We start from the raw sequence: 21,434 nt of genomic DNA on the forward strand, positions 1-21,434 counted from the left end.
TTCATACTTGTGATAGACGCGGACGTGCTCATGCTCGCACCGGTGAACGATTAACCGAACATAGGGAAAGCCAACGTCGATTTGAGTTCAGCCGGGACGGATGGAGCATGACGACGGATATATTGGTGGGGAGTTGATTCTGTATGTTTAAATGAGGCCCCGCCCGACAGTTGTTATCGGTCTGGACGGAGCGACGTGGCGCCTGTTGGACTCGTGGATAGACGGCGGCGAGCTTCCGATGCTCGAAGAGATCAGGTCGGATAGTGTCTGGGCCGAACAGCGGTCCTGTCTACCACCGGTCACGTCTCCCAATTGGAAGTGCTATTCGACCGGAAAAAACCCCGGAAAGCTGGGCGTATATTGGTGGGAAATAGTCGACGTGGAGGCCCGAGAGATCACCATTCCGGACTCCAGCGCGTACGACTCAGCTGAGCTCTTCGACTACCTCGGTGACGAGGGTCAGACTTGGGCAGCCGTGAACATGCCGACGACGTTTCCCCCGCATGGGAAAGACAACAACGGGGTAATGATCTCCGGTGGGAGCGCGGCCGAGGGGCGGTCTTTCACCTCCCCTCCCGACCTCCAGAATGAACTCGAGTCGGAGTTCGAATATCGAGTCTCGCCGAGCAAGAGTATCGGAGAAGACGGCTCTATCGAAGAAATCTTGGAGCTGATCGATGCTCGATTCGAAGTAGCCAAGTGGCTCCTGCGCGATCGTGACCTCGATTTCCTCCACCTCACCGTGTTCCTCTGCAACAAACTCCATCACTACTTCTGGGACGGCGAGCCAACGCTCGAAGCGTGGAAACGGATCGACGATCATCTCCGATGGTTCGCCGACCGTGACCTCGATCTCGTTTTCATGTCCGACCACGGGTCGAACGAGATCGAGTCCGAGTTCCAGATCAACGTCTGGCTCGAGGAGGAGGGATACCTCGTTCGCGAAGACGACAAGAAGACCGCGAGTAAAGTCGGAACCGAACTCGGGATAACGCAACACCAACTCTCGGAATTCGCGGGGAAACTCGGGATCCGAGATTCGCTTAGCCGACTTCTTCCCGACCGACTCATCGATAAACTCCCGAAGCAAGGATATAAGAAAGAGTACAAACTGGACCCGATCGATTGGGAGAACACGGATGCGATCGCGAGCGGCCAGGGACTTGTCTATCTGACCGAGCCGAACGCTCCCGACGCTGACGACCTCCGAAACGAGATCGCGGAAGAACTATCCGAGCTCACCGACCCGATAACGGAACGACCGGTCGCCAGAGACGTATACCTCTCGGAAGACATCTACTCCGGCTCGTTAGAGTACGCACCCGACATCGTGTTTGATCAGGCTGAAGGGATCCACACGGAGGACAACGTTGGCGAGTACGACCTGTTCAGTAGACCCTCTGACTGGAGGGGCGAGAACGAGCCCGCCGGCATATTCATGGCCTACGGACCCTCGTTTCGCTCTACTGGCCAGATCGATGGCACGTCTATTCTGGACCTCGCCCCGACGATTCTTCATCTACGAGGGGTCGGAATTCCCCGGGATATCGATGGAGAGGTATTGGACGTATTCAACCCTGAAACCGAGCCTGCTATCGCTGACCCGACCTACCGCGACTCGCTTCCGAAACCGCGGCGCGACGGCAGGGTGGACGAGAACGACATGACCGACGTGAAAGATCAGCTACGGGAACTCGGCTACCTGAACTGAGACGCGAGTTCCCGAAACGTCGCAACGGAGATCTCTCCGGCGTCCCTACGCCGCGAAATCTCTTCGACGATCCGAGGGAACGTCCGTTTCAAATGCGGATCGTACAACAAATTGTGCGGGTGTGCCGTGAGGTGGACCACGCCGTCGCCTCCCCTGTCAATCGTGTTTCTGATACGCCTTGGATTCAGGAATCCCCATCGTTCATCGCTCAACTGACGAGACCGGGGAATCACGGTGAGGCCGTGCCTATCGTTGTCGGGAGTGACCGGAGGTGCGCCCCAGAATCGTGTGTTTCCGGTCAGGAACGGGAACAGTCCGCTTTTGATCGTCTCCGCGCTTTCTTCGACACCGAGGCTGTATGCAGTAAATCCATGCTCGGCGAGGATATCGCAGTGATCGATGCTGATGTACGGGTGGATGAAGGACGAGAGTTCCACCCCGTGGCTATCGAACACCTCACACATCTCGTCGATCTCGGCCGCCGCTGTGTTTCGATCCAATTCCCCAAACCGGGCGTGTGAAAACGAGTGACCTGCGATCTCGTGGCCTGTTTCCGATCCATCGATCATTTCGACAATCTCCGGCATATAATAATTGGGAGACTCCCGGGCGTTCGAGTGCGGGTCGACGAGGCGGGTACGTTCCGTCTCGTGATGGCTGTCGGGCGTACATTCGTCAAGAAGGAGGTGTCCAACGATACCCCACGTCGCGGGAACGTCGTATCGGTTGAGGGTTTCCAGTATAAACTCGATCGCCTCCCGCCCAGCGTGTTCGTCCTCGAACAGATGTCGACGCTTTCGTTCGGTGCCCGCTCCCCAGGCGAGTTCCGTATCCAAACTTAGAACGAATGTCAGCACTCTCGTCAACTACGGGTCAGACCGTAATAAGAACGGCTCTCTTCGACTCGGAGTCTCGCTCACCTCACTCAATTCACCTGTCCGACTTTCAACGACCCTACACTCCCGCTCTCTCGATAACAGTCGGATACATTCCCTCACGCCACCCTCCTCTATCTTGTTCGGATGGACCTCGCAAAACACGACGGCGTCGGAGTCCAGCACGTCCGACGCACCCCTGAGTGCGCTCAGCTCTCCCCCTTCGATGTCGATCTTGACCACGTCGGGCGTTCCGTACTCGTCGGCGATGCTGTCAAGCGAACGTGACGGAACGTCAACACACTTCGACCGACCGATACCCGCCCGCTCTAGGTGCTTCCATTCGCCTCTGTGTTCGAGTTTCATTTCTCCGTCACTTTCTCCCGCAGCGACAGTGAGCACCTCGCTCCTCGCGCCACTGTTGTTGTCCTCGACGAGTCGCCGGATGTGTTCCTCACGCTCTCTCGCCGGCTCGATCGACACGATCGTTCCGTCTCCATCTAGTTTCTTCGCGGCGAGCGCACCGAAATATCCCACGTGGGACCCGCAGTCGAACACAACGTCCCCCGGTCGGATCGCCCCGACGAAGTGTGAACTCAACGCGGGCTCGTGGGGTGTCCCGTCCGCGTATCGTGGATAGAACCAGTTGAGGGGATGGGCGGGCGGTAGGTCCTCGCCGTCCTCGTAGTCGAGGTCAACCGTTATCGTTAGCTCGTTCACGCGGATCTCCAACTCGCTTGGTCTGTTCGAGTCGACAACCGTGTTGTACAGCCTTCCCGAACCGGGGATCCTGCTGATCAGGTTCGCCGTCCACCGGCTGTCCCTGCTCGAAGCGAAGTCATATAGCCACCTCGACATTTGCCGCCCCAACGTCGTCATTAACGGAAAGGCAGCGTGTTCGATAATAGAAGCACCGAACAAATTATCAGACTTGATACGAACGCGCCTGTGACTATTTGTACCCCAAATGCTCGAGTCGCTCTATCACCTCCTCTTCGTCGTCGTACGTTACGTCCGAGACATCTATCTGAGTCGGTAACGAGTAGGCCTCAGCCATCGACTGGGCAGTCTCTCGTAGTTCCTGCGCCTCCTGCGGGTGTCGATCCGACAGATCGTTCCGCTCGTCCGGATCCGCATCCAGGTGGTACAGTTCCTCCAACGGCCAATGGGGCTCTCCGCAGTATCGACAAGTGACCTTGTCCGGGTGCTGGGAACCTTCTATCGCGAAAATATACTTGCGGTCCTTCGTGACGAGACCTCTCCGCCGTTGGCTGTTCGCCTCCTCCAGAAGGAGAGCTTCCCTGTCCTGCCATTCTTCATCGTGGCTGTCTCTCAACAGGGGTAGGAGACTCTGACCATGGAACCCCAACTCATCGGTCGACAATCCGAACACGTCGGCGACGGTGGGAGCGATGTCGATCGTCTGTACGAGTTTGGATAGTTCACGCCCCGCGGAGCCCGGAACCCGTATCAACAACGGAATGTTCACCACCGGCTCGTGGAGTCCGGTGTGAGCGAACAACAAGCCATGTTCCTCCAGAGACTCGCCGTGGTCGCTCATGACGACAACCAACGTCTCGTCTAGTGCGCCACGATCACGTAGCCCGTCTATCAGTCGGCCGATCTTTGTATCCGCCTCGGTGACACAGGCGTCGTATCGCGCGTACCATCGGGCGACGCCGACCTCGTAGTCACGCTCCGTATACCAGTCCTCGGCATACGGGACGTTCGCCACCGGTGAACACTCCGGCGGCTCGGGATCGGCGATCGCCTCCAACGGTCGGTTCGGGTAGTCGTGTTCAGCGAGGTACTTCTCGATCAGCTCGTCGTCCGCCTCGTACGGGCTGTGTGTCTCGATCAGGTGGGTGTATCCGTAAAACCGCTCGTCACTCGACCGGGCGACATCGAGTTGTGCGAGGAGCTGCTCGATCTCGTCGGTCTCAGTCTGGTCGTTCGCACGCACGGAATCGGTGAGATCCCCGACGGTCTGTTCGAACCGATAGTAGAGATCGCTCACCGTGTCTGCGAACCTCCCGCTGATCGCATTCAACGCCGCTCGGGCCCGTTCACGCTGCTCGTTGTGTTTGAATAGGATACGCTTCTCGTGCGACGGACGCTCCGAGGGGAAGTAGTCGAACCCGTTTCGATGCCAACGGCCCAGTACGTGGCCGGTCCAGGCCGAGTGGTATCCTGCACGATCGCTCAACAGTTCCGGAATCCGCGGGAGGGTCTCGGCACGCTGTTTCTCCTCCTTCGTGACCCTCCCACCCTGCCGGAGGACGCTGACCGTCGGATGAATCCCCGAATGGATCGCTGTGATGGATGGATCTGTGTTGTTTATGGGAACGTACGCGTTGTTGAACTGGAGACTTTCCCCGGCAAACTCGTCTATCCGAGGAGAAGTATCGTATTCGTAGCCGTAACACCCTAGATTCCCTGCACGTAACGCGTCCACAACCACAACAACGACATTCTCGATCTGTGGACTTCCACTCACGATCGCCTCTGGTCGGCACTCATAAAAGAAGGTATTGACACGGACTACACGTCGCTCACGACCCGGCGTACGGACCACTCTACCGTTCGATTTTTATCTGCCTCTGCCTCACATAACTGTGTGGAAATCCTCCTCGTCACCTCTCACTTCGGGGCGAGTCGGAACGTCGGATTCATGTCGATGGTCGGAACCGAACTCGCGAACCGTGGTCACGACGTTTCCGGGCTCCAGTACGAATCGGGCGAGGTGGTCGACTCGTTCCCGATCCGTCGAACCTCCGCCAGCGAGGTATACACGCCGTACTGGTTCGGGCAGTGGCTCTTCTATCGAGACTGGAAACCGACTATTCGGTCCTACCTGTCGAAGAACGCCCCCGACGTCGTCGTTACCGACCGTCGGTGTATGGTCCCAACGATAGCAGTCGCCGAGTCGCTGGACATCCCCGCAGTCGGGGTCGTGCCCGGTCTCGGGTTCACGCGCTTCGATCCGTACGACTTGGGCCCTGACAAGAGGCCTTCGTTCATCGGTGCGCCAAAGAGTGTGAAGCTCCAATATCCGTTCGTCAAAGCGCTGTTCAGGGAACACCGGACCGTACTACAGGAGGCGTCGCGTGTCGTTACGATCAGTGAGTTCCTCCGCGAAACTCTGACCAAAACGTTTCATTGCGAATCGGAACTCGTCCGAACTCCCGTGCGTTTGGACGAGGTACGGGCGAATTCCGTCGACCCCGAGTATCTCACCTTTGTCAACCCCCGAAGCGAATTGAAGGGTGCGGATATCGTTCTCGCGTTGGCCGCTGAACTCCCCGACGAGGAGTTCCTGATCGCCGGAAACTTCCCTGGTGAAACGTACGAACGGAGGGCCCAGTCGATGGATAACGTGACTCATCTGGGTTGGGTCGACGATATGCGGGACGTATATCGACGGACGAAACTCATCCTCGTTCCGTCTCTCGTCGAAGAGGGTGGTGGCCCTAGAGTTGTCCTCGAAGGATTCGCGAACGGCATCCCTTCAGTCGGTACTAACAGGGGTGCGATCCCGGAGCATATCGGGGAGGCGGGTGCCACTGTGTCCACGCCTCACGACATCGGCGAATGGAAAGGGCGGATCTCGACGGTACTTCAGGAGTACGACGAGTACGCCGATCGTGCATCGCAATCTGCCGGGGCGTACGCGGTAGAGGGCCGCATCACCGAATTCGAACAGGTCCTAGCTGAAGCCGTGGAGGGGTGAACATCCTCGAGATATCTGAGCAGATCGACCCCCTCGCCCGAAGCTGCTTCCGACCCTCGTACTCCTCGACGGCGCTGTTGGCGCTCGTGAACCTCTAACTTCCGTTCACTCCGACTAACTCGACCGCACAAGCGGCTCGTACCACTCCCGGTTCTCCTCGTACCACTCGATGAACGCGCCCACCCCCTCGCGGATGTCATACGTCGGCTCGTAGCCGATCAGCTCGCGTGCCTTCGACACGTCCGCATGCGTATGCTTCGCGTCCGCTTCCCTGGCCTCCTCGTACACCAGTTCCAACTCCGGGGCCAACTGGTCGCGGATCTCCTCCGCCAACCGGGTGATCGTGATGTTGTCGGTACTTCCGATGTTCATCACCTCTCCGTCGGCGGCATCCGACTCAAGCAGCGCACGGTTCGCCTCCACGACGTCCTCGATGTACGTGAAGTCGCGGGTCTGCTCGCCGTCGCCGTAGATCACGGGCGGCTCGCCGTTCAGACATCGCGACACGAAGTTGGAGATGGCCATGTTCGGGCGCATTCGCGGGCCGTATACCGTGAAGTACCGGAGACACACCGTCGGGAGCCCGTGGAGTTCGTTGTATACGCGGGCGAAGTGCTCCTTCGCGAGCTTCGTGACGCCGTACGGGCTCACCGGCTCGTTCGGGTGGTCCTCGTCGTACGGGAGGTACTCGGGCTTCCCGTACACCGAGGAGGAACTCGCGAGGATCACGCGCTCCACGTCGGCGTCGACGGCCGACTGGAGGACGTTCACGGTCCCGTCGACGTTGATCTCGGTCACCTTCCTGGGCTCGTCGACGCTCGTGCGGACGCCGGCCTGCGCGGCCTGGTGGACGATCGCGTCCGTCCCGTCGACGAGGTCGTCGACCAGGTCGGCGTCGCGGATGTCGTCCCGGACGAGCGCGTACGTCCCGTCGGTCTCGCCGGCGACCGCCTCGCATCGCTCGACGGTGTGCTCCTTGATGCCGAGGTCGTAGAACGGCTCGAAGTTGTCGACGACGGTCACGTCGTGGCCGTCACGGAGGAACGCCTCCGCGAGGTTCCCGCCGATGAACCCGGCGCCGCCAGTGACGAGTACTCTCATGAGAACCTCGTTTCGATCGTTTTCAAGTAAGCTTGGCGATCCAATGGATTCTCTTGCCTCACCTCAGGGTTCCTCTCGTCGTGGGTTCGTACATTTGTACGCTACGTGTCCCCAAACGGATTCGAATGCGCGCTCGATCGGGCCGAATCTCGTCGCCGCAGAGATCGCAGTTAGCGCGTTCCGAAACGCGCTGCTTGCCGGTCCTCCTGAGTATATCTCGGGGTGATCAGAAGAGATCGATATCGTCGCATATTCGACAGTCTCGAAGCACTTTTCCAGAATCTTTCTCGCCTCTCGTGGCGATACCGGATGTAGATGATTTTTGTAATACTCCAACCGCTCAGAGTCCAGTGTCCGTTTGAATACGTGTATGCCGACTCGTTTCGGTAGGATTGACGCGAATCGTGGGAGACCGTGTGGCTTGTTCAGTGTGAATCGGTTTGGAAACGCGACGAGCGCAGTTCCCTCGCGTGTGAGCACGCGGCTCATCTCACCGAGTAACGCGTCGTCGTCCTCGACGTGTTCGATCACCTGGTTACAGACGACGAAGTCGAACGTATTGGAATCGAACGGCAGCTGTCGTCCATCACACTGGACGTACTCGACCGGTTCGTTCGTCCGTTGGAACGCGATGTCGCTGGCCACCAATCGACCGGACGTGCCTCGGAGATGTTCACCCGTTTTGGTGCCAATATCTAAGATCGAGTCACCCGGTCCGGCGGCGGATCTGAGGTACTCATAGACGAGCATCTACGCTCTCCGCATGTTTGAGATCACGACCGTCGACTCGATATCTCTAGTCAGGCGTATGATATTAGGGGGTTCTCGACGTATATCTCTCACCGTTTCATAATCCGGTCGTTCGAACATCGACTGTGGGCCGGGAACTGTGCCGCCGGCTTATGTCTCTATCTCTTCGGCCCCGGCCTCCGACTCCACCTCGTCCTGCAGCCGCCGTTCGGCTTCGTCGCGGTCCTCGGGGTAGCCGATGTCCATCCGCCAGCCGTCCAGCGGGATCGCGTCGATGGTGCGGCCGCTCTCCAGCAGCAGCCCGATCGCGTCGCTGATCTCGTACTCGCCGCGGTCGCTCGGCTGCACCAGGTGGCAGGCGTGGAAGATCGCGGGCGTGAACGTGTAGAAGCCGGTCATCACGAGGTTCGACGGCGGGTCGTCGGGCTTCTCCACCACGTCGACGATCTCGCCGTACTTGTTGGTGTCACAGACGCCGTAGCGGGACGCCTCCTCCATCGGCACCTCCTCGACGAGGAACGCTGCGTCCGCGCGGTCCTCGGCCTGCCGGCGGACCACGTCCTGAAGGTTCGCCTCGAAGACGTTGTCGCCGAGGATGAGCATGAAGTCGTCGTCGATGTGGTCCTCGACGGTGAGGAGGGCGTGCGCGAGCCCCTTCTGCTCGCGCTGGTGGGCGTACGTGATGGGCACGCCCTCGTACTCGTCGCCGTAGTGCTGGATGATCTTCTCCTTCATGTACCCCACGACGACGATGAGTTCGCTCGCGCCGAGGTCGACGAGGTTGTCGAAACAGTGCGTGAGGATCGGCGCGCCGTCCACCTCGACCATCCCCTTGGGCTTGTCCTCGGTCAGCGGTCGGAGCCTGGTTCCCTCACCTGCGGCGAGGACGACTGCTTGCATGGGTAGCCGGTTCGGTCGCCACGGTATATAGTTCCGGTGTGCCTAGGTCGCGAACTCGCGCGGTCGTTCCCCGGTCGGCACGTTCGCGGGCGCGGGGCGACGGAATCGACGGGTCCGGATCCGGAGACGCGACGCCACCGCGGCGGTCCCGTAACCCCGGAGTACCTGCCGACGCCGCCCCCGCTCGGCTTCCGCTCCGCGTCCCGCCCGCCCCGTCGGAAACAAGGCAATACTGATATGAGCCCGTCCGCACCGACCCGACATGCGAATCAACGTCGTCGGCTCCGGCTACGTCGGCACGACGCTCGCGGCCTCGCTGGCCGACTTGGGCCACGAGGTGACCGCGATAGACATCGACGAGGCGGTCGTCGCGGCCCTCAACGACGGCCGCGCGCCGATCCACGAGCCCGGGCTCGACGAACTCGTCGCCGAGCACGCGGGCGGCCGGCTCCGGGCCACGACGTCCTACGACGACGTCCCGGCGGCCGACGTGACGTTCCTCGCGATCCAGACGCCCTCGCGCGAGGACGGGAGCATCGACACGGGCGCGCTCCGCGCGGCCGCCGAGACTACCGGCGAGGCGCTGGCCGGCGGCGACGACCGCCACCTCGTCGTAGTCAAGAGCACGGTCGCGCCCCCGTCGCTCCCCGGCGTCGCCGACGCGCTCGCGACGGGACTGGGCGAGCCGCTCGCCGGCGACGGGGCCGACCGCGTCGCCTTCGGCGCGAACCCGGAGTTCCTGCGCGAGGGGACGGCCGTGTCGGACTTCCGTGAGCCCGACAAGCTCGTCTTCGGGACCGACGTCGACTGGGCCGACGAACTCCTCGACGACGTGTTCGCGCCGCTGCTGGCCGAGCACGACGCGCCGGTCGTCCGCACCGACCCCGCGACCGCGATGACGATCAAGTACGCCAACAACGCGTTCCTTGCGGCGAAAGTGAGCCTGATCAACGACATCGGGAACGCCTGCAAGGCCTTCGGGGTCGACACCTACGAGGTCGCCGAGGCGATCGGCCTCGACGACCGGATCGGCGAGCGCTTCCTCCGGAGCGGGCTCGGATGGGGCGGTTCATGTTTCCCGAAAGACATATCAGCTCTCATATCATCCGCCGAGGGCGAGGGCTACTCCCCGCCGATGCTGCGTGCGGCCGTCGAGGTGAACGACGGCCAGCCCGCACGGCTCGTGGCCATGCTCGCCGACCACGTCGACCTCGACGGCGCCCGGATCGCGGTGCTGGGTCTGGCGTTCAAGCCGGGGACCGACGACGTCCGCAACTCCCGGGCGATCCCGGTGATCGAGGCGCTGCGCGAGCGCGGCGCGACGGTCGTCGCCTACGACCCCGTCGCGACCGAGAACATGCGCGAGCGCTTCCCCGACCTCGAGTACGCCGACTCGGCCGCGGACGCGCTCGACGGCGCCGACGGCGCCGCCGTCGTCACCGACTGGGACGAGTTCGCCGCGCTCGACTCCGAGTTCGACGCGATGGCGGACCCGGTCGTCGTCGACGGCCGCCGGGTGATCGAACGTCGGGAGGGGATCACCTACGAGGGGCTGACGTGGTGAATCGGCGACGCCACCGGTGGTCCCGATTCTGATCGGCCCTCGTTTCGATAGCGTATCGCGGCTGGTCGCTCCGCTTCCCTGACCCTCGCGACTACTCCGGCCGAGTGAGATCCCCGCGTCGTTCACGGTGCATGATCCCGGCCGCGAACCGCCGGAGTTTGGCGACGAGTTCTTCCTCGGTCTCGTAGGTCTCCACCCGCAGGTCCCACCTGACTGACGCCGAACGGATCATCGCACTCGTCACGCTGTCCTCGTGGACGAAGATCAGCCGCTCGCCGTGCGTGGCCGCGAGCCGTTCGAGGACGCTCCCTGCTTCCTCCCCCACGCCGAAGTTGTGCCCCAGGAACGGTACCACGAACGCCGTCGCGTTGCTCCGCCGTGCGTATTCGATACTTTGAGTTACTGCGTCCACCTCGTCGACAGCTACGTCGACATCGATCGCGAGAAACGCGTTCACTCCGGGGTCCGCTCTGAGTTCCCCTTGCACCCGACGTAGGAGGGCCTGTGCCGCGTCGATATCCGCTTTGTTCCGAAAAAGGCGCCGTAGCGGCCCGGGGAGGTCATCGATCTCGATTCGCCGACGCTCCTCCTCGTCGAGGACGTAGTTGAGGTTGAACGACTTGTACGGGCCCATCAAGTAGAACAGGAACCGGTCGTGTTTCACCTGCCCCAGCCGGCTGCGGATCAGATCCCGCGTGATCCCCTCGGACATGTACTCTCGTGCCCCGGTGTATATTTAAAACAGCTAGTTTTTAACGACTCTCGGCTCGACAACGACTAAGCGACTTCGGCTCGTAGCCGGACACACGATGGCTACCGATCGGACGCGGTCAGCCGTGGACGACGCTCCGGAGGATCCGGCGGACCTCCTTCCGGACGAGAGCGTCCTCGATCTCGACGACTACCTCTCGATGCACGCCGCCGTCGGGCATCGAACCCGATACGAGATCCTCTACCGACTCGTCCACAGCGGCGAGATGAGCCCGAAGGAACTCGAGGACGCGATCGAGATCGACGACAGCACGCTCTACTACCACCTCAACAGGCTCGTCGACGTCGGCCTCGTCGAGAAGCGACAGCGGACGGAGCGAGGACAGGACGGGCTATACACGTACTACCGAGCGACGGTGTTCGGCGAGGTCACGCTCTCGGAGGGAGTCGACGAACTGATCCGCGGTGAGCGGGCGTTCGAGGGGATGTACGACAGTTCGACCGCGTAGGTCGTGGCCACGCAGTGTCGGGACCTTCCTCGTTTCGATAGACGCCGGTGCCCTCCGCCCGGATCCGAACCGATTTAGCGTCCCCGACATCTCCCGGGACTGTGGACCGCGCTCTCGTCGTCGCGCTCGTCGTCGGCATCCTCCAGGGGATCTTCGAGTGGCTCCCGATCTCCAGCGAGGGGAACATCACGATCGCGCTGTCGGCGCTGGGCCGCTCGCCCGAGGAGGCAGTCGCGTTCGCGCTGTTCCTCCACCTCGGGACCGCCCTCTCGGCGACCGTCTACTACCGCGGGCAGATCCGCGAGGTGCTCGCCCTGCTCCCGCGCTGGCGACCCGGCACGGCCTTCGAGGGCGAACAGGCGCTCGTGTCGTTTCTCGCGATCGGGACGCTCGTCTCGGGCGTCGTCGGCGTCGCGGCGTACGCGACGCTGGAGGAGGTCGTCTCGGCGCTGACCGGCGGCGCGGTGGTCGTGCTCGTGGGCGTCCTGCTCGTCGTGACGGGGGCGTTCCAGCGGGTCTCGACGGGCCGCGTCGACTCCCCCGGCGCCGACCCGAACGCGGTCGACGCCGTCCTCGTCGGCGTCGCGCAGGGCGTCGCGATCCTCCCGGGCGTCTCCCGCTCGGGCATGACGACCGGGACGCTCCTCCTGCGCGGGCACGACGCGCCCGCCTCGTTCCGCTACTCGTTCCTCCTGTCGATCCCGGCGGCCGTCGGCGGGGGCCTGCTCGCGTCCCTCGACACGGGCCTCGGCGACGTGACGCCGACCGCGGCGGCCGTCTCGCTCGCGGCGGCGTTCCTCGTCGGCTACGCGACTATCGACGCGCTGATCCGGGTCGTCGAACGCGTCTCCTTCTGGGCGGTGTGCGTCGGACTCGGAGGAATCGCCGTCCTCGGCGGCCTGCTCGTCATCTGACTGAGGCTGCCGGTCGACGAACCGGACGCGCCGTCGGGGTTCGCTCCTAAATTATCCGTTCTGATGCTCGCGGGGGTATAATCAAATAGCGGGTCGCGATAGGGACGGGTAGCTCCGGAGAGGGAGCGATCCACCCAACCAATGTTCGAATTCATCACGGACGAGGAGGAGCGCGGGCAGGTGGGCATCGGGACGCTCATCGTGTTCATCGCGATGGTGCTGGTGGCGGCGATCGCCGCCGGCGTCCTGATCAACACCGCCGGCTTCCTCCAGAGCAAGTCACAGGAGACCGGCCAACAGAGCAGTAAACAGGTCAGCAACCGCCTGCAGGAGGTCGTCACCGTCGGGGAGGTCAACTCCAACAACAGGATCGAGAAGGTGAACGTGACGGTGACGCAGGCGCCGGGCGCCGGCGAGATCGACCTCGCGAACGCGACGATCAACTGGATCGGCCCGGACGGGACCGAGACGCTGACGCACACTAGTGCCGGCGAGGGCGGCTGGACCTTCCAGACGGAAGCAGTCAAGAACACGGACAACTCCGACACCGTGTTGAACGACCCGGACGACCGGTTCAACGTCGTCTTCAATACGACGACGGCGTACGGCGGCCCCGGCACGCTCAGCGAGGGTGAGGAGGTCACCATCAAGGTCAACACGATGTCGGGCGCGACAACGACCATCCGGTTCACCGTGCCCGAGTCGCTCGGGCAGAAGAGCGCCGTCGAACTGTAACCGGACACCGCTCTCGGTTCCGTTTTTTGGCGTCGGTCGCGTCGATAGCGGCGCCGCCGCTCGCGCGCGAGCGTCAGAAATCCGCACAAAAGCGGCCCGCGAGGGCCGCTCCCAATGTTCGAATTCGCTGAGACCGGTGACGGGCTCAGCTACGACGCCGTTCGGGACGCGACAATCTAAATCTGGCGGCGGAGTCGTTCGCCGACACGTTCGCGACCGCGTCGAACCGATCCCGAATCGGTATCGAGTGCCGCCCGTTCGTCGTCACAGTCCGTTCCAGTTCGTCGTTCCCGTCCCCGCGAGCTACGTCGCGGCGTCGAGCAGCCGCCGGGCGCGGACGTACCTGACTCGCCGTTCGACGACGAACCAGACCCCGACGAGCGCGCTCCCGAGCGCGTTCGCGAGGAGGTCGCCCCGGCCGAAGTACCGGTTCGGGAGGGTCCCCTGCAGGAGTTCGATAGCCACGCCGACGGCCAGCGCCCCGCCGAACACGAGCGCGGTCCGGAGGCCGGGGCGGTCCCGGTAGCGCACCGTCGCGTACGCCAGCGCGAGCGCGAGTCCCGCGTACGCGACGAAGTGGAGGTGTTTGTCCCAGAACGGCGTGTCGCCGGGGCTGCTCGGTGGGGCGGACAGCAGCGAATAGTACACGATCACGGCCAGCGCCGCGGCGACGCCGGCGTAGCGGACCCGCCGCGGCAACAGGGGTACTGCGAGTCGGCTCACGCGTCCCCCGCGTTCACCGTCGTCCCGTTCGTCACCGCCGACTCGGGGACGGTAACGGTCCCGTTCGGGAGCCGGTACGTGCCGGGATGGGCGACGCGGACCGCGTACGTCCCGTTCGCGTCGGTCCGCGCCTGCCGCGTGTAGGTGAACGACGCGCCCGCGACCTCGACGGTCGTCTCCACGGTCACGGTCGCGTTCGGCGCGGCGGTCCCCCGGACCGTCGCGCCGGGCACCAGCGTGAACACCTTGTACTCCCCGCTGCCGCTGACGTACTGCAGACGGTAGTGGGCCAGCCCGGCGGTCCCGTTGGCGCGGGAGCCGTGCTCGCGGTAGAGCCGCGTCCCGAGCTGCGACTCGTTGCCGACGACGTCCGGCGTGACGACGACGAACCCGGCGCGGTCGCGAAGGCGCTCGTACCAGCGTCCCCCGTCCGTATCGGAGACGAAGGCCGCGTAGTTCGCCTGGGCATAGCCGTACGAACGCGAGTGCCCGTTCACGAAGTAGTTGTAGTGGCGGTTGTCCGGCCAGAAGCTGAACACGTAGTTCTCGGGGTACTCCCACCCCTCCTCGTCGGCGTGGTCGGCCATCCACGACGTCGTCCGGTACTGCTCTTCGGTGTGGACGAGCTGGACGCTCTTGAGCGGCACCTGCGCGGCGCCGAACGCGCCGACGAGCAGGAACAGCGCGACGACCGCGAAGACGGTCTCCCTGTCGGGGGCGTCGATATCGGTGACGGGGTCGCCGCCGAACGGCGTCGGCGGGCGGGCGACGTCCACGCGCTCGGCGAGGTGGACGAACGCGAGCCCGCCGAAGATCCCCAGGAACGGTCCCAGTTGCCCGACGAACCGAACCTGGATGACCGCGAGGAGGAGGAAGTACCAGGTGTACACGACGGGGACGAGCCACCGGCCGTCGTCGCGCGCACGGTACGTCGCCCACGCGAGGTACGGCACCCCGAAGAACAGGAGGAGGCCGACCAGCAGGAGCCACCCGCCGGACTCGCCGAACAGGCCGATGGTCTCGACGATCTCCCCGCTGCGGAGCAGCCGCGCCGACACGTCCCTCCCGACGCGCGACCAGAGGTCGGGCGCGAGCGTGCGGAACGCCAGCGTGCCGACGACCGCGCCGACGAGGACCGTCGCCGCGACGCCGCCCGTCGGCACGTCGAGGCGGTGTGCGAGCGCCCCCGCGAGGACGACGCCGACGGCGCCGACGGCGAGCAGCGCCGGCGACACCGCCACGAGGGTCGTGTGCCACCCGAAACTCGTGTGGGCGACCCAGACGGCGCCGGCGGCGACGACGGTCGCGAGCGCGAGCGGGCCGCCGCTTCGGAGCGGGTCGCGACCGGCGCGTACCGCGGCGACGGCGTCGACCGCGAGGAGGAGCCCGAGCGGAACGATCAGCAGCGGGCCGGCGTCCCACGCGAGCGTCTGCGCGGCGACGCCGACGGCGACCGCGGCCGTCCCGACCGCGGTCCGCGCCGACGCGAGCGGCCGCGCCTCGACGGCGTCGCGGACGACGACCGCCGCCCCCAGCGCCGTGAGGAGGAGCCAGACGTAGTCGAAGGCGTGGTGGTCGGCGAAGCCGACGCTCGTGCGGATCGCGTGGCCCGCGACCGTCCCCATGAGGAGGACCGCGGCGACCCCGATCCGCCGGTCGTCGGTCGCCTCGACCGTCAGCGCGTACACGAACAGTCCGGTGACGACCGCGGAGGCGACGGGGTACCACGCCATCACCTGCCCGGCCACGGCGTCGGTGCCGCCGAGCGCGAGCGTGACGAGCCAGAGCGTGACGACCAGCAGCGGCTCCCCCTTCGCGATCCCGCCCGGGATGCTCGTCGGGGTCGTCTCGGGGTCCGAGAGGAGCTGTTCGACCCAGTAGCGGTAGAAGTACGGGTCGTTCGACGTGAGGACGACCTCCCCCTGGAACACCGAGGGGAACGGGAACAGCCTGAGCAACACGACCGCCAGCAGCGCCCCGGCGAGGGCGGCGAGCACGCCCCGGTTCGGGAGCGACGGGAGGGCGTCGGCGACGTCGTCGGTGAGGGCGGCTCCGGAGGTGAGGCCGGCGCCGGCGACACTGCCGCCGGCGCCGTCCCCGTGGGGGTCGACCTCGCCGGCGAGCGCCCGCTCGACGGCCTCCCGGTCGGCGACGACGTAGCCGTCGTCGGTCCGCTCGACCACGCCGCGGGAGACGAGTTCGCCGAACGAGCCCGAGTCGGCGTCGACGTCCTCGAACGTCCACGGCTCCGTCGGTTCGAGGACGGCCTCGACGGCGGGTTCGAGGTCCGGCCGCTCGTCGAGCAGCGTCGCCACCTCGCGGGCGGTGACCATACCGCTCCTCTGTGTGAGTCGGGTAAAGAAGCCGTCGTCTCCGTGTCGCCGCGGCGTCGCCGCGTCGCCGACCGAGCCTCGACGCGATGACGCACGTGACCGCCCTCGGGACGTCGCGCGCGGACACGCGGACACGAAATCGGCCCACAGAGAACGGCGAAACCACGAACCTTGAAGAATCGATACGGGAACGAAACTCGCCGACCTATCGATTTAGTCGAACAATAGCTATAAGATATTCCCATACAGAATTCGGCTATGGGATTCGAAAAGTTCGACGAGTCCGGCGCGGGGCGGGGACGGCCGGCGGGGACGGAGCCGATGATCTCGATCCGCAAGTCGGGGAGCATCGGCGTGAACCGGGCGGCCCTGGAGGAGTTCTTCGGCGACGACACGGGCGCCGTGATGTACTTCGACGAGGAGGAGAACCGGGTCGGGATCGAACCGGTCGCCGACAAGGAGGCCGACGACGCCGCCTACACGGTGTCGGTCACGGACTCCGGCGGGACCATCGCGCCGAAGGCGTTCCTCGAACGGTACGACCTCGTCCCCGAGGTGACGACGCAGTACGACCCCGAGTGGGACGACGAGGACGACCAGTCGCTGATCGTACTGGACCTGGACGACCCGTCGGGGACGTACGGGTCGCCCGACGACGAGGAGGAGTGAGCCGACTCAGCGGGACTCGTCGTCCCGCTCGGCAGTCGCGTCGGCGTTCGACGGGTCTCCGCTTTCGGTCGTCCGGTTCTCGCCGGTCCGCTCGTCGGGCGGCTCCGGCGGTTCGAGCACGCGCACGAGCAGCCGTCCGGCCCGCGTGTCGGCCGCCCGTTCGCCGAGCGCGGCGGTACGGTCGAGGCCACGTTTGAGCCTCGACCCCCGCCAGTACGGGACGACCCACTCGACGAGCCGGTCGAGCAGCGCGATGACCGGCCCGACGGTCCACGTCTCCCGGAGGTCGATCACGATCACCTCCGGCTCGGGCTCCTTCGTGAGCCACCGGTAGACGAACGAGTTCCGGGCCCCGCTCGCGAGGCGTCGGCCGAGGGTGGCGAGCGTCGAGTCGGCAGCTCGGTCACGGAGCGTCCGGCCGGCCCGGACGAGCGTCGATCCGTCGAGGACGCGACGGAGTCGGGCGCCGAGTTCGGAGTCGTGGTCGGTTGATCGCGTGGGCATGGTGATCCGTTCTCTCGTGAGTGTGCTGGTAGTGTGGCGGGTCGAGTCAGAGGTCGACGACCGTCGCGCGGACGGTGACGCTCCCCAGGTCGAGCACGACCGTCGACCCCTGCTGGATCGTCCGGCTCTTGAACGTGGTCCCGGTCGCGGTCTCGCGCACCCGGAGCTCGACCTCCATCGTGAGGTCCTGATTCACCGGGTGCTCGCGCTCGTAGATGTTCCCGTCGTCGCTGGTGAGCACGACCGTCGCGTTCGTCCGGTCGACGGAGGCGATCCGCGCGAGGGTGTCGCCCCCGCTCGTCTCGCGCATGCCCGCCCGGATGCTGCTCGCGAGTTCCGGCGGGACGTCACGGAGCTGGAGGGTGACCGTCTCCGTCGTCGCCGTGCCGCGGGGCTCGGTCGCACCGACGCGTCGTATCTCCCCGCGGAAGCCGTACTCGTCGACCCGGAACGGGACGGCGTTCCCCTCCCGGAGCGACGTGCCGGCGAACCGGAGTTCGTCGCCGGCGTCCCTGGCCGAGAGGCTGAGCCCGACCAGCACCCGCTTGCGGTCGGGGTTGCCCGTCCCGTAGACAGTCACCGACTCGACCGTCGCGAGGGTGCGCTGTCGCAGGGAGAAGGCGTCGCCCTCGTCGATGTCCGCGGCGGTGGCGGCGTCGACGGTCGCCTCGACCAGCACGGACTCCTCGGCCGTGGCCAGCGCGTCCCCGCCGCCGACGTCGACGACCGTCCCCTGCACCTGGTACGCGTCGGTCTGGATGCCGAGCGTCCGGCCGAGCCTCGGGGGCGCGCCGTCGTAGCGGAGGCCGTCCCCCGAGACGGGGCCCCGGAGCCGAACACGAAGGAGGACGGCCGTCCGGCCGTCCCGCGGGGTGAGGTGCACGTCGGTGACCGTGATCTCGTTGTCCCCGCCGGGCGAGTAGGTGTCGCCCTCGTTCAGCCGGTCCACGATGTAGTCCGGCTGCGTGCCGAGGTCGAGGGTCGCGTTGGTCGTCGTCAGCTCCGGCGGCTCAGGCTCCGGCTCCGGCTGGAGGACGAACGCCGCGCCGGCGGCGACGACCGCGAGGACGAGGAGGACGGCGAGCGCGTCGACGACGTTGACGAGGCCGAAGAGGTTCCCCTCGTCGTCGATGACGTTCACCGCGCATCACCTGGGGATCGCATTGGGGGATGATGATGTAACCGGGGCAAAACGGTTGCGGAACGCGGCTTCGTCGGGGGGTGAGCCGGTGTCGACTCGGCGCCGAGGGTGTCGTGGTCGAACTGACCGCTCGCCGGTCCCGTCTCCCGCCGACCCCGTCCCCCTCGACGTTCTCGGAGCAGATCCCGTCCCGACTTCCCCCGGCCGCTCCTGCGTGGGTCCGCAGAAATTACTAGAATAATTACTTATTGTGGGTAAATAAGATATATATTTCGACTGGAACGCGGCGACGACCCGACTCCGAGGTCGTGGGACGCTCCACGGCCCCGGAATTCGAGGGACGGCGCCGACGGCGACGGAACGACGTCGAGAGAGCGACTCCCGGAGGCCGGCGCCGGCGAGAGGGATCGGTCTCTGGACGCGACACGTGCGTACCCGGTGGTACTCCGGACGGGATTCGGACCGTTTACGGCACGAACTGGGGGGACCCGCGTTCGCACTCGCGACGCCGTTCGCCCGCCGATCGGGGACCCGGACGCGACGGGTCCGGATCCCCCCCAGCGGCGGCGGGCCGACGACGATGCACAGTCCCGCCGCCGCTCCGATCGTTCACCGACGAGTCGACGGCAGCGGACGGAATCCGTCGTTCGTGGCCGGGCCGTCGACCCGGCCGGTCGTCGGACGGACGGGCCGCGGCGTCCGAACTCGTCCCTGTCGGGTTCCGCTATCGAAGGACGATCGGAGGGACCCGAGCGCGGATCTGTTTCCAAACGAAATATACCTATGGTATCTGATACAGAAACGTTCGGGCCGCCCGAAGGATTATTGCATACCAGGTGGTATTACGGGGTGGTATGAATTCGGATACCGAGCAGTTCAGCGACGTCGGCGAGGCGGACGTCACACGGGCCATCGGTCAGGAGTGGACCGAGGAGTTCATGGACTTCTCGGACAGCGACGTCATCGTCGTCGGCGGGGGGCCCTCGGGGCTGATGGCTGCGAAGGAGCTCTCCGAGCGCGGCGTGAAGACGATGGTCGTCGAGAAGAACAACTACCTCGGCGGGGGGTTCTGGCTGGGCGGCTTCCTCATGAACAAGGTGACCGTCCGGAGCCCGGCCGAGCGCGTCCTCGAGGAACTCGACGTGGACTACAAGCGGGCGCAGGACACCGAGGGGCTGTACGTCGCGAACGGGCCGGAGGCCTGTTCCGGGCTGATCAAGGCCGCCTGCGACGCCGGCGCGAAGATCCAGAACATGACCGAGTTCACCGACATCGTGATCCGCGAGGACCACCGCGTCGGCGGCATCGTCATGAACTGGACGCCCGTCCACGCGCTCCCGCGGGAGATCACCTGCGTCGACCCCATCGCCGTCGAGGGCGACCTCGTCATCGACGCGACCGGCCACGACGCCGTCGCGGTCTCGAAGCTCCACGAGCGGGGCGTCCTCGACGCGCCCGGCATCGACCACGCGGACGAGCACTCCACCGGGATGGACCGGACGAGCGACGACCAGTACGGGGCGCCCGGCCACGACTCGCCCGGCCACGACTCGATGTGGGTCGGCGAGAGCGAGGACGCCGTCGTCGAGCACACCGGCCTCGCGCACCCGGGGCTCGTGGTGACCGGGATGGCCACCGCGACGACCTACGGTCTCCCCCGCATGGGGCCGACGTTCGGCGCGATGCTCGTCTCCGGCAAGCGCGCCGCGCAGGCCGCCATCGACGAACTCGGCGTCGACGCGGAGCCCGTCGACCTGACCTCCCGCGCCGCCGGGGCGGACTGACCGCCCACTCGGGGAATGGTCGAGCGCGTCTCCCTGTATCGCGCCCCCACCACCGCGGCGGACGCGGGGGCGGTCGCCGAGTGGCTCCGCGGCCGGGTCGGCGCGGCCGTCGAGGCGCGCGACCGGTTCCTCGCCGCGGTCCGCGACGACGACCTCGCCCGCGACCTCGCCGGGGCACGCGTGCAGTCGCCGTACGAGCGCGAGACGGGCAACACCATGCTCGGGGTCGTCCGCTACGAGGAGCGCGCCCTCGACGACCCGACCCGCGCCGGGGGCGTCATCTACGACGGCCACGCGGTCCAGCGCGCGCTCAACGCGCGCCTCCCGGAGGAGGAGCGCTCGCTCGACCACCTCCACGTCGTCCTCCTCGACCGCGTCCTCGGGACGTGGGGCGGGGACGGCCGCTGGCACAAGCGGGTGAACGTGCTCGGTCAGCCGGCCCTCGTGTCCGTCCCCGGGCTCTACGAGGCGCCCGCCAAGCCGGAGGCGTACTACCGGGAGAAGCAGTCGCACGCGCTCCTGTCGGGGGACACGCCGCCGCGCGAGGTGCTCGAAACCGAGGTCGAGGGGGAGTTCCTCGTCGAGGACGACCCGCGGACGACCGAGGCGCTCCGGGGGTACGTCCTCCAGGCGGTCCACTACCTGGAGACGAGCGAGGCGTTCTGTGACGAGGAGGGGTGTCGGCTGTACAACGCGCACTATCAGGAGGACCTGATCGAGGCGCAACTCCGCGACCCGGAGTTCTGCCCGGCGCACGCGGAGCGGTACGGGTAGGGGTTC

20 protein-coding genes are annotated in these 21,434 nt (G+C 65.4%); 9 read left to right on the forward strand and 11 right to left on the reverse strand.

Annotated features, from left to right (window positions below; all coding sequences use genetic code 11):
* The first annotated feature begins 151 nt into the window (after positions 1-151).
* The gene (locus ACQUQ1_RS07530) at positions 152-1,711 is read left to right on the forward strand and encodes an alkaline phosphatase family protein (protein ID WP_435063654.1); all 1,560 of its coding nucleotides are present in this window, start codon (positions 152-154) and stop codon (positions 1,709-1,711) included.
* On the opposite strand, the gene ACQUQ1_RS07535 is transcribed toward ACQUQ1_RS07530, so the two are convergent.
* From ACQUQ1_RS07535 to ACQUQ1_RS07545, 3 genes are all read right to left on the reverse strand, one after another.
* A complete protein-coding gene (locus ACQUQ1_RS07535) occupies positions 1,699-2,547 on the reverse strand; it encodes a polysaccharide deacetylase family protein (RefSeq protein ID WP_435063655.1) in 849 nt (282 codons plus the stop codon). The two genes, ACQUQ1_RS07530 and ACQUQ1_RS07535, sit on opposite strands and share 13 nt — an antisense overlap.
* 30 nt (positions 2,548-2,577) lie before the next feature.
* Positions 2,578-3,465: an FkbM family methyltransferase gene (locus tag ACQUQ1_RS07540; RefSeq protein ID WP_435063656.1), complete on the reverse strand. Its 888-nt coding sequence runs from the start codon at positions 3,463-3,465 to the stop codon at positions 2,578-2,580.
* A 73-nt stretch (positions 3,466-3,538) separates the two neighbouring features.
* The gene (locus tag ACQUQ1_RS07545; RefSeq protein WP_435063657.1) at positions 3,539-5,083 is read right to left on the reverse strand and encodes a sulfatase family protein; all 1,545 of its coding nucleotides are present in this window, start codon (positions 5,081-5,083) and stop codon (positions 3,539-3,541) included.
* Positions 5,084-5,203: 120 nt separating this feature from the next.
* On the opposite strand from ACQUQ1_RS07545, the gene ACQUQ1_RS07550 reads away from it, so the two are divergent.
* Positions 5,204-6,316 carry a glycosyltransferase family 4 protein gene (locus ACQUQ1_RS07550; protein ID WP_435063658.1) on the forward strand — a complete coding sequence of 371 codons (1,113 nt, stop codon included), beginning with the start codon at positions 5,204-5,206 and terminating at the stop codon, positions 6,314-6,316.
* 114 nt (positions 6,317-6,430) lie between these two features.
* On the opposite strand, the gene ACQUQ1_RS07555 is transcribed toward ACQUQ1_RS07550, so the two are convergent.
* From ACQUQ1_RS07555 to aglF, 3 genes are all read right to left on the reverse strand, one after another.
* Positions 6,431-7,417: a GDP-mannose 4,6-dehydratase gene (locus tag ACQUQ1_RS07555; protein ID WP_435063659.1), complete on the reverse strand. Its 987-nt coding sequence runs from the start codon at positions 7,415-7,417 to the stop codon at positions 6,431-6,433.
* A 63-nt stretch (positions 7,418-7,480) separates the two neighbouring features.
* On the reverse strand, positions 7,481-8,167 hold the full coding sequence (locus tag ACQUQ1_RS07560) for a class I SAM-dependent methyltransferase (RefSeq protein ID WP_435063660.1): 687 nt from the start codon (positions 8,165-8,167) through the stop codon (positions 7,481-7,483).
* 150 nt (positions 8,168-8,317) lie between these two features.
* The gene (aglF, locus tag ACQUQ1_RS07565) at positions 8,318-9,067 is read right to left on the reverse strand and encodes a UTP--glucose-1-phosphate uridylyltransferase AglF (RefSeq protein WP_435063661.1); all 750 of its coding nucleotides are present in this window, start codon (positions 9,065-9,067) and stop codon (positions 8,318-8,320) included.
* 262 nt (positions 9,068-9,329) lie between these two features.
* Here aglF and aglM point away from each other — a divergent pair, with 262 nt between their 5' ends.
* Positions 9,330-10,631 (forward strand): UDP-glucose 6-dehydrogenase AglM, encoded by a 1,302-nt coding sequence (gene aglM, locus ACQUQ1_RS07570; protein WP_435063662.1) that lies wholly within the window; start codon positions 9,330-9,332, stop codon positions 10,629-10,631.
* 91 nt (positions 10,632-10,722) lie between these two features.
* Here the strand turns inward: aglM and ACQUQ1_RS07575 are convergent, their stop codons facing one another.
* A complete protein-coding gene (locus ACQUQ1_RS07575) occupies positions 10,723-11,343 on the reverse strand; it encodes a DUF7509 family protein (protein WP_435063663.1) in 621 nt (206 codons plus the stop codon).
* A 97-nt stretch (positions 11,344-11,440) separates the two neighbouring features.
* On the opposite strand from ACQUQ1_RS07575, the gene ACQUQ1_RS07580 reads away from it, so the two are divergent.
* From ACQUQ1_RS07580 to ACQUQ1_RS07590, 3 genes are all read left to right on the forward strand, one after another.
* Positions 11,441-11,851, forward strand: coding sequence for a helix-turn-helix domain-containing protein (locus ACQUQ1_RS07580; protein WP_435063664.1), 411 nt, complete (start codon positions 11,441-11,443; stop codon positions 11,849-11,851).
* A 101-nt stretch (positions 11,852-11,952) separates the two neighbouring features.
* Positions 11,953-12,765, forward strand: a complete 813-nt coding sequence (locus ACQUQ1_RS07585; RefSeq protein ID WP_435063665.1) for an undecaprenyl-diphosphate phosphatase — start codon at positions 11,953-11,955, stop codon at positions 12,763-12,765.
* Positions 12,766-12,906: 141 nt separating this feature from the next.
* On the forward strand, positions 12,907-13,500 hold the full coding sequence (locus ACQUQ1_RS07590; RefSeq protein WP_435063666.1) for an archaellin/type IV pilin N-terminal domain-containing protein: 594 nt from the start codon (positions 12,907-12,909) through the stop codon (positions 13,498-13,500).
* Between the two features lie 303 nt (positions 13,501-13,803).
* Here ACQUQ1_RS07590 and ACQUQ1_RS07595 read toward each other — a convergent pair whose 3' ends face one another.
* Both ACQUQ1_RS07595 and ACQUQ1_RS07600 read right to left on the reverse strand, forming a co-directional pair.
* Positions 13,804-14,223: a VanZ family protein gene (locus tag ACQUQ1_RS07595; protein ID WP_435063667.1), complete on the reverse strand. Its 420-nt coding sequence runs from the start codon at positions 14,221-14,223 to the stop codon at positions 13,804-13,806.
* On the reverse strand, positions 14,220-16,556 hold the full coding sequence (locus ACQUQ1_RS07600; RefSeq protein WP_435063668.1) for an STT3 domain-containing protein: 2,337 nt from the start codon (positions 16,554-16,556) through the stop codon (positions 14,220-14,222). Before ACQUQ1_RS07600 ends, ACQUQ1_RS07595 begins: the two co-directional genes overlap by 4 nt.
* Before the next feature lie 258 nt (positions 16,557-16,814).
* Here ACQUQ1_RS07600 and ACQUQ1_RS07605 point away from each other — a divergent pair, with 258 nt between their 5' ends.
* A complete protein-coding gene (locus ACQUQ1_RS07605; RefSeq protein WP_435063669.1) occupies positions 16,815-17,225 on the forward strand; it encodes a hypothetical protein in 411 nt (136 codons plus the stop codon).
* A gap of 6 nt (positions 17,226-17,231) precedes the next feature.
* Here ACQUQ1_RS07605 and ACQUQ1_RS07610 read toward each other — a convergent pair whose 3' ends face one another.
* Positions 17,232-17,729, reverse strand: coding sequence for a hypothetical protein (locus ACQUQ1_RS07610; RefSeq protein ID WP_435063670.1), 498 nt, complete (start codon positions 17,727-17,729; stop codon positions 17,232-17,234).
* Positions 17,730-17,775: 46 nt separating this feature from the next.
* On the reverse strand, positions 17,776-18,870 hold the full coding sequence (locus ACQUQ1_RS07615; RefSeq protein WP_435063671.1) for a DUF4330 family protein: 1,095 nt from the start codon (positions 18,868-18,870) through the stop codon (positions 17,776-17,778).
* 854 nt (positions 18,871-19,724) lie between these two features.
* Here ACQUQ1_RS07615 and ACQUQ1_RS07620 point away from each other — a divergent pair.
* A complete protein-coding gene (locus ACQUQ1_RS07620; RefSeq protein ID WP_435063672.1) occupies positions 19,725-20,654 on the forward strand; it encodes a sulfide-dependent adenosine diphosphate thiazole synthase in 930 nt (309 codons plus the stop codon).
* Positions 20,655-20,669: 15 nt separating this feature from the next.
* Positions 20,670-21,428 carry a DUF7001 family protein gene (locus tag ACQUQ1_RS07625; protein WP_435063673.1) on the forward strand — a complete coding sequence of 253 codons (759 nt, stop codon included), beginning with the start codon at positions 20,670-20,672 and terminating at the stop codon, positions 21,426-21,428.
* Positions 21,429-21,434: the final 6 nt, after the last annotated feature.

Origin of the sequence: Halobaculum sp. EA56 (assembly GCF_051195075.1) — an archaeon.
GTDB lineage: Archaea > Halobacteriota > Halobacteria > Halobacteriales > Haloferacaceae > Halobaculum.

Coding starts and splice junctions, on each gene's coding strand:
- ACQUQ1_RS07530 (WP_435063654.1), top strand. CDS start 152: ATGAGGCCCCGCCCGACAGTTGTTATCGGTCTGGACGGAGCGACGTGG.
- ACQUQ1_RS07540 (WP_435063656.1), bottom strand. CDS start 3,465: ATGACGACGTTGGGGCGGCAAATGTCGAGGTGGCTATATGACTTCGCT.
- ACQUQ1_RS07555 (WP_435063659.1), bottom strand. CDS start 7,417: ATGAGAGTACTCGTCACTGGCGGCGCCGGGTTCATCGGCGGGAACCTC.
- ACQUQ1_RS07560 (WP_435063660.1), bottom strand. CDS start 8,167: ATGCTCGTCTATGAGTACCTCAGATCCGCCGCCGGACCGGGTGACTCG.
- aglF (WP_435063661.1), bottom strand. CDS start 9,067: ATGCAAGCAGTCGTCCTCGCCGCAGGTGAGGGAACCAGGCTCCGACCG.
- aglM (WP_435063662.1), top strand. CDS start 9,330: ATGCGAATCAACGTCGTCGGCTCCGGCTACGTCGGCACGACGCTCGCG.
- ACQUQ1_RS07575 (WP_435063663.1), bottom strand. CDS start 11,343: ATGTCCGAGGGGATCACGCGGGATCTGATCCGCAGCCGGCTGGGGCAG.
- ACQUQ1_RS07580 (WP_435063664.1), top strand. CDS start 11,441: ATGGCTACCGATCGGACGCGGTCAGCCGTGGACGACGCTCCGGAGGAT.
- ACQUQ1_RS07590 (WP_435063666.1), top strand. CDS start 12,907: ATGTTCGAATTCATCACGGACGAGGAGGAGCGCGGGCAGGTGGGCATC.
- ACQUQ1_RS07600 (WP_435063668.1), bottom strand. CDS start 16,556: ATGGTCACCGCCCGCGAGGTGGCGACGCTGCTCGACGAGCGGCCGGAC.
- ACQUQ1_RS07605 (WP_435063669.1), top strand. CDS start 16,815: ATGGGATTCGAAAAGTTCGACGAGTCCGGCGCGGGGCGGGGACGGCCG.
- ACQUQ1_RS07610 (WP_435063670.1), bottom strand. CDS start 17,729: ATGCCCACGCGATCAACCGACCACGACTCCGAACTCGGCGCCCGACTC.
- ACQUQ1_RS07620 (WP_435063672.1), top strand. CDS start 19,725: ATGAATTCGGATACCGAGCAGTTCAGCGACGTCGGCGAGGCGGACGTC.
- ACQUQ1_RS07625 (WP_435063673.1), top strand. CDS start 20,670: ATGGTCGAGCGCGTCTCCCTGTATCGCGCCCCCACCACCGCGGCGGAC.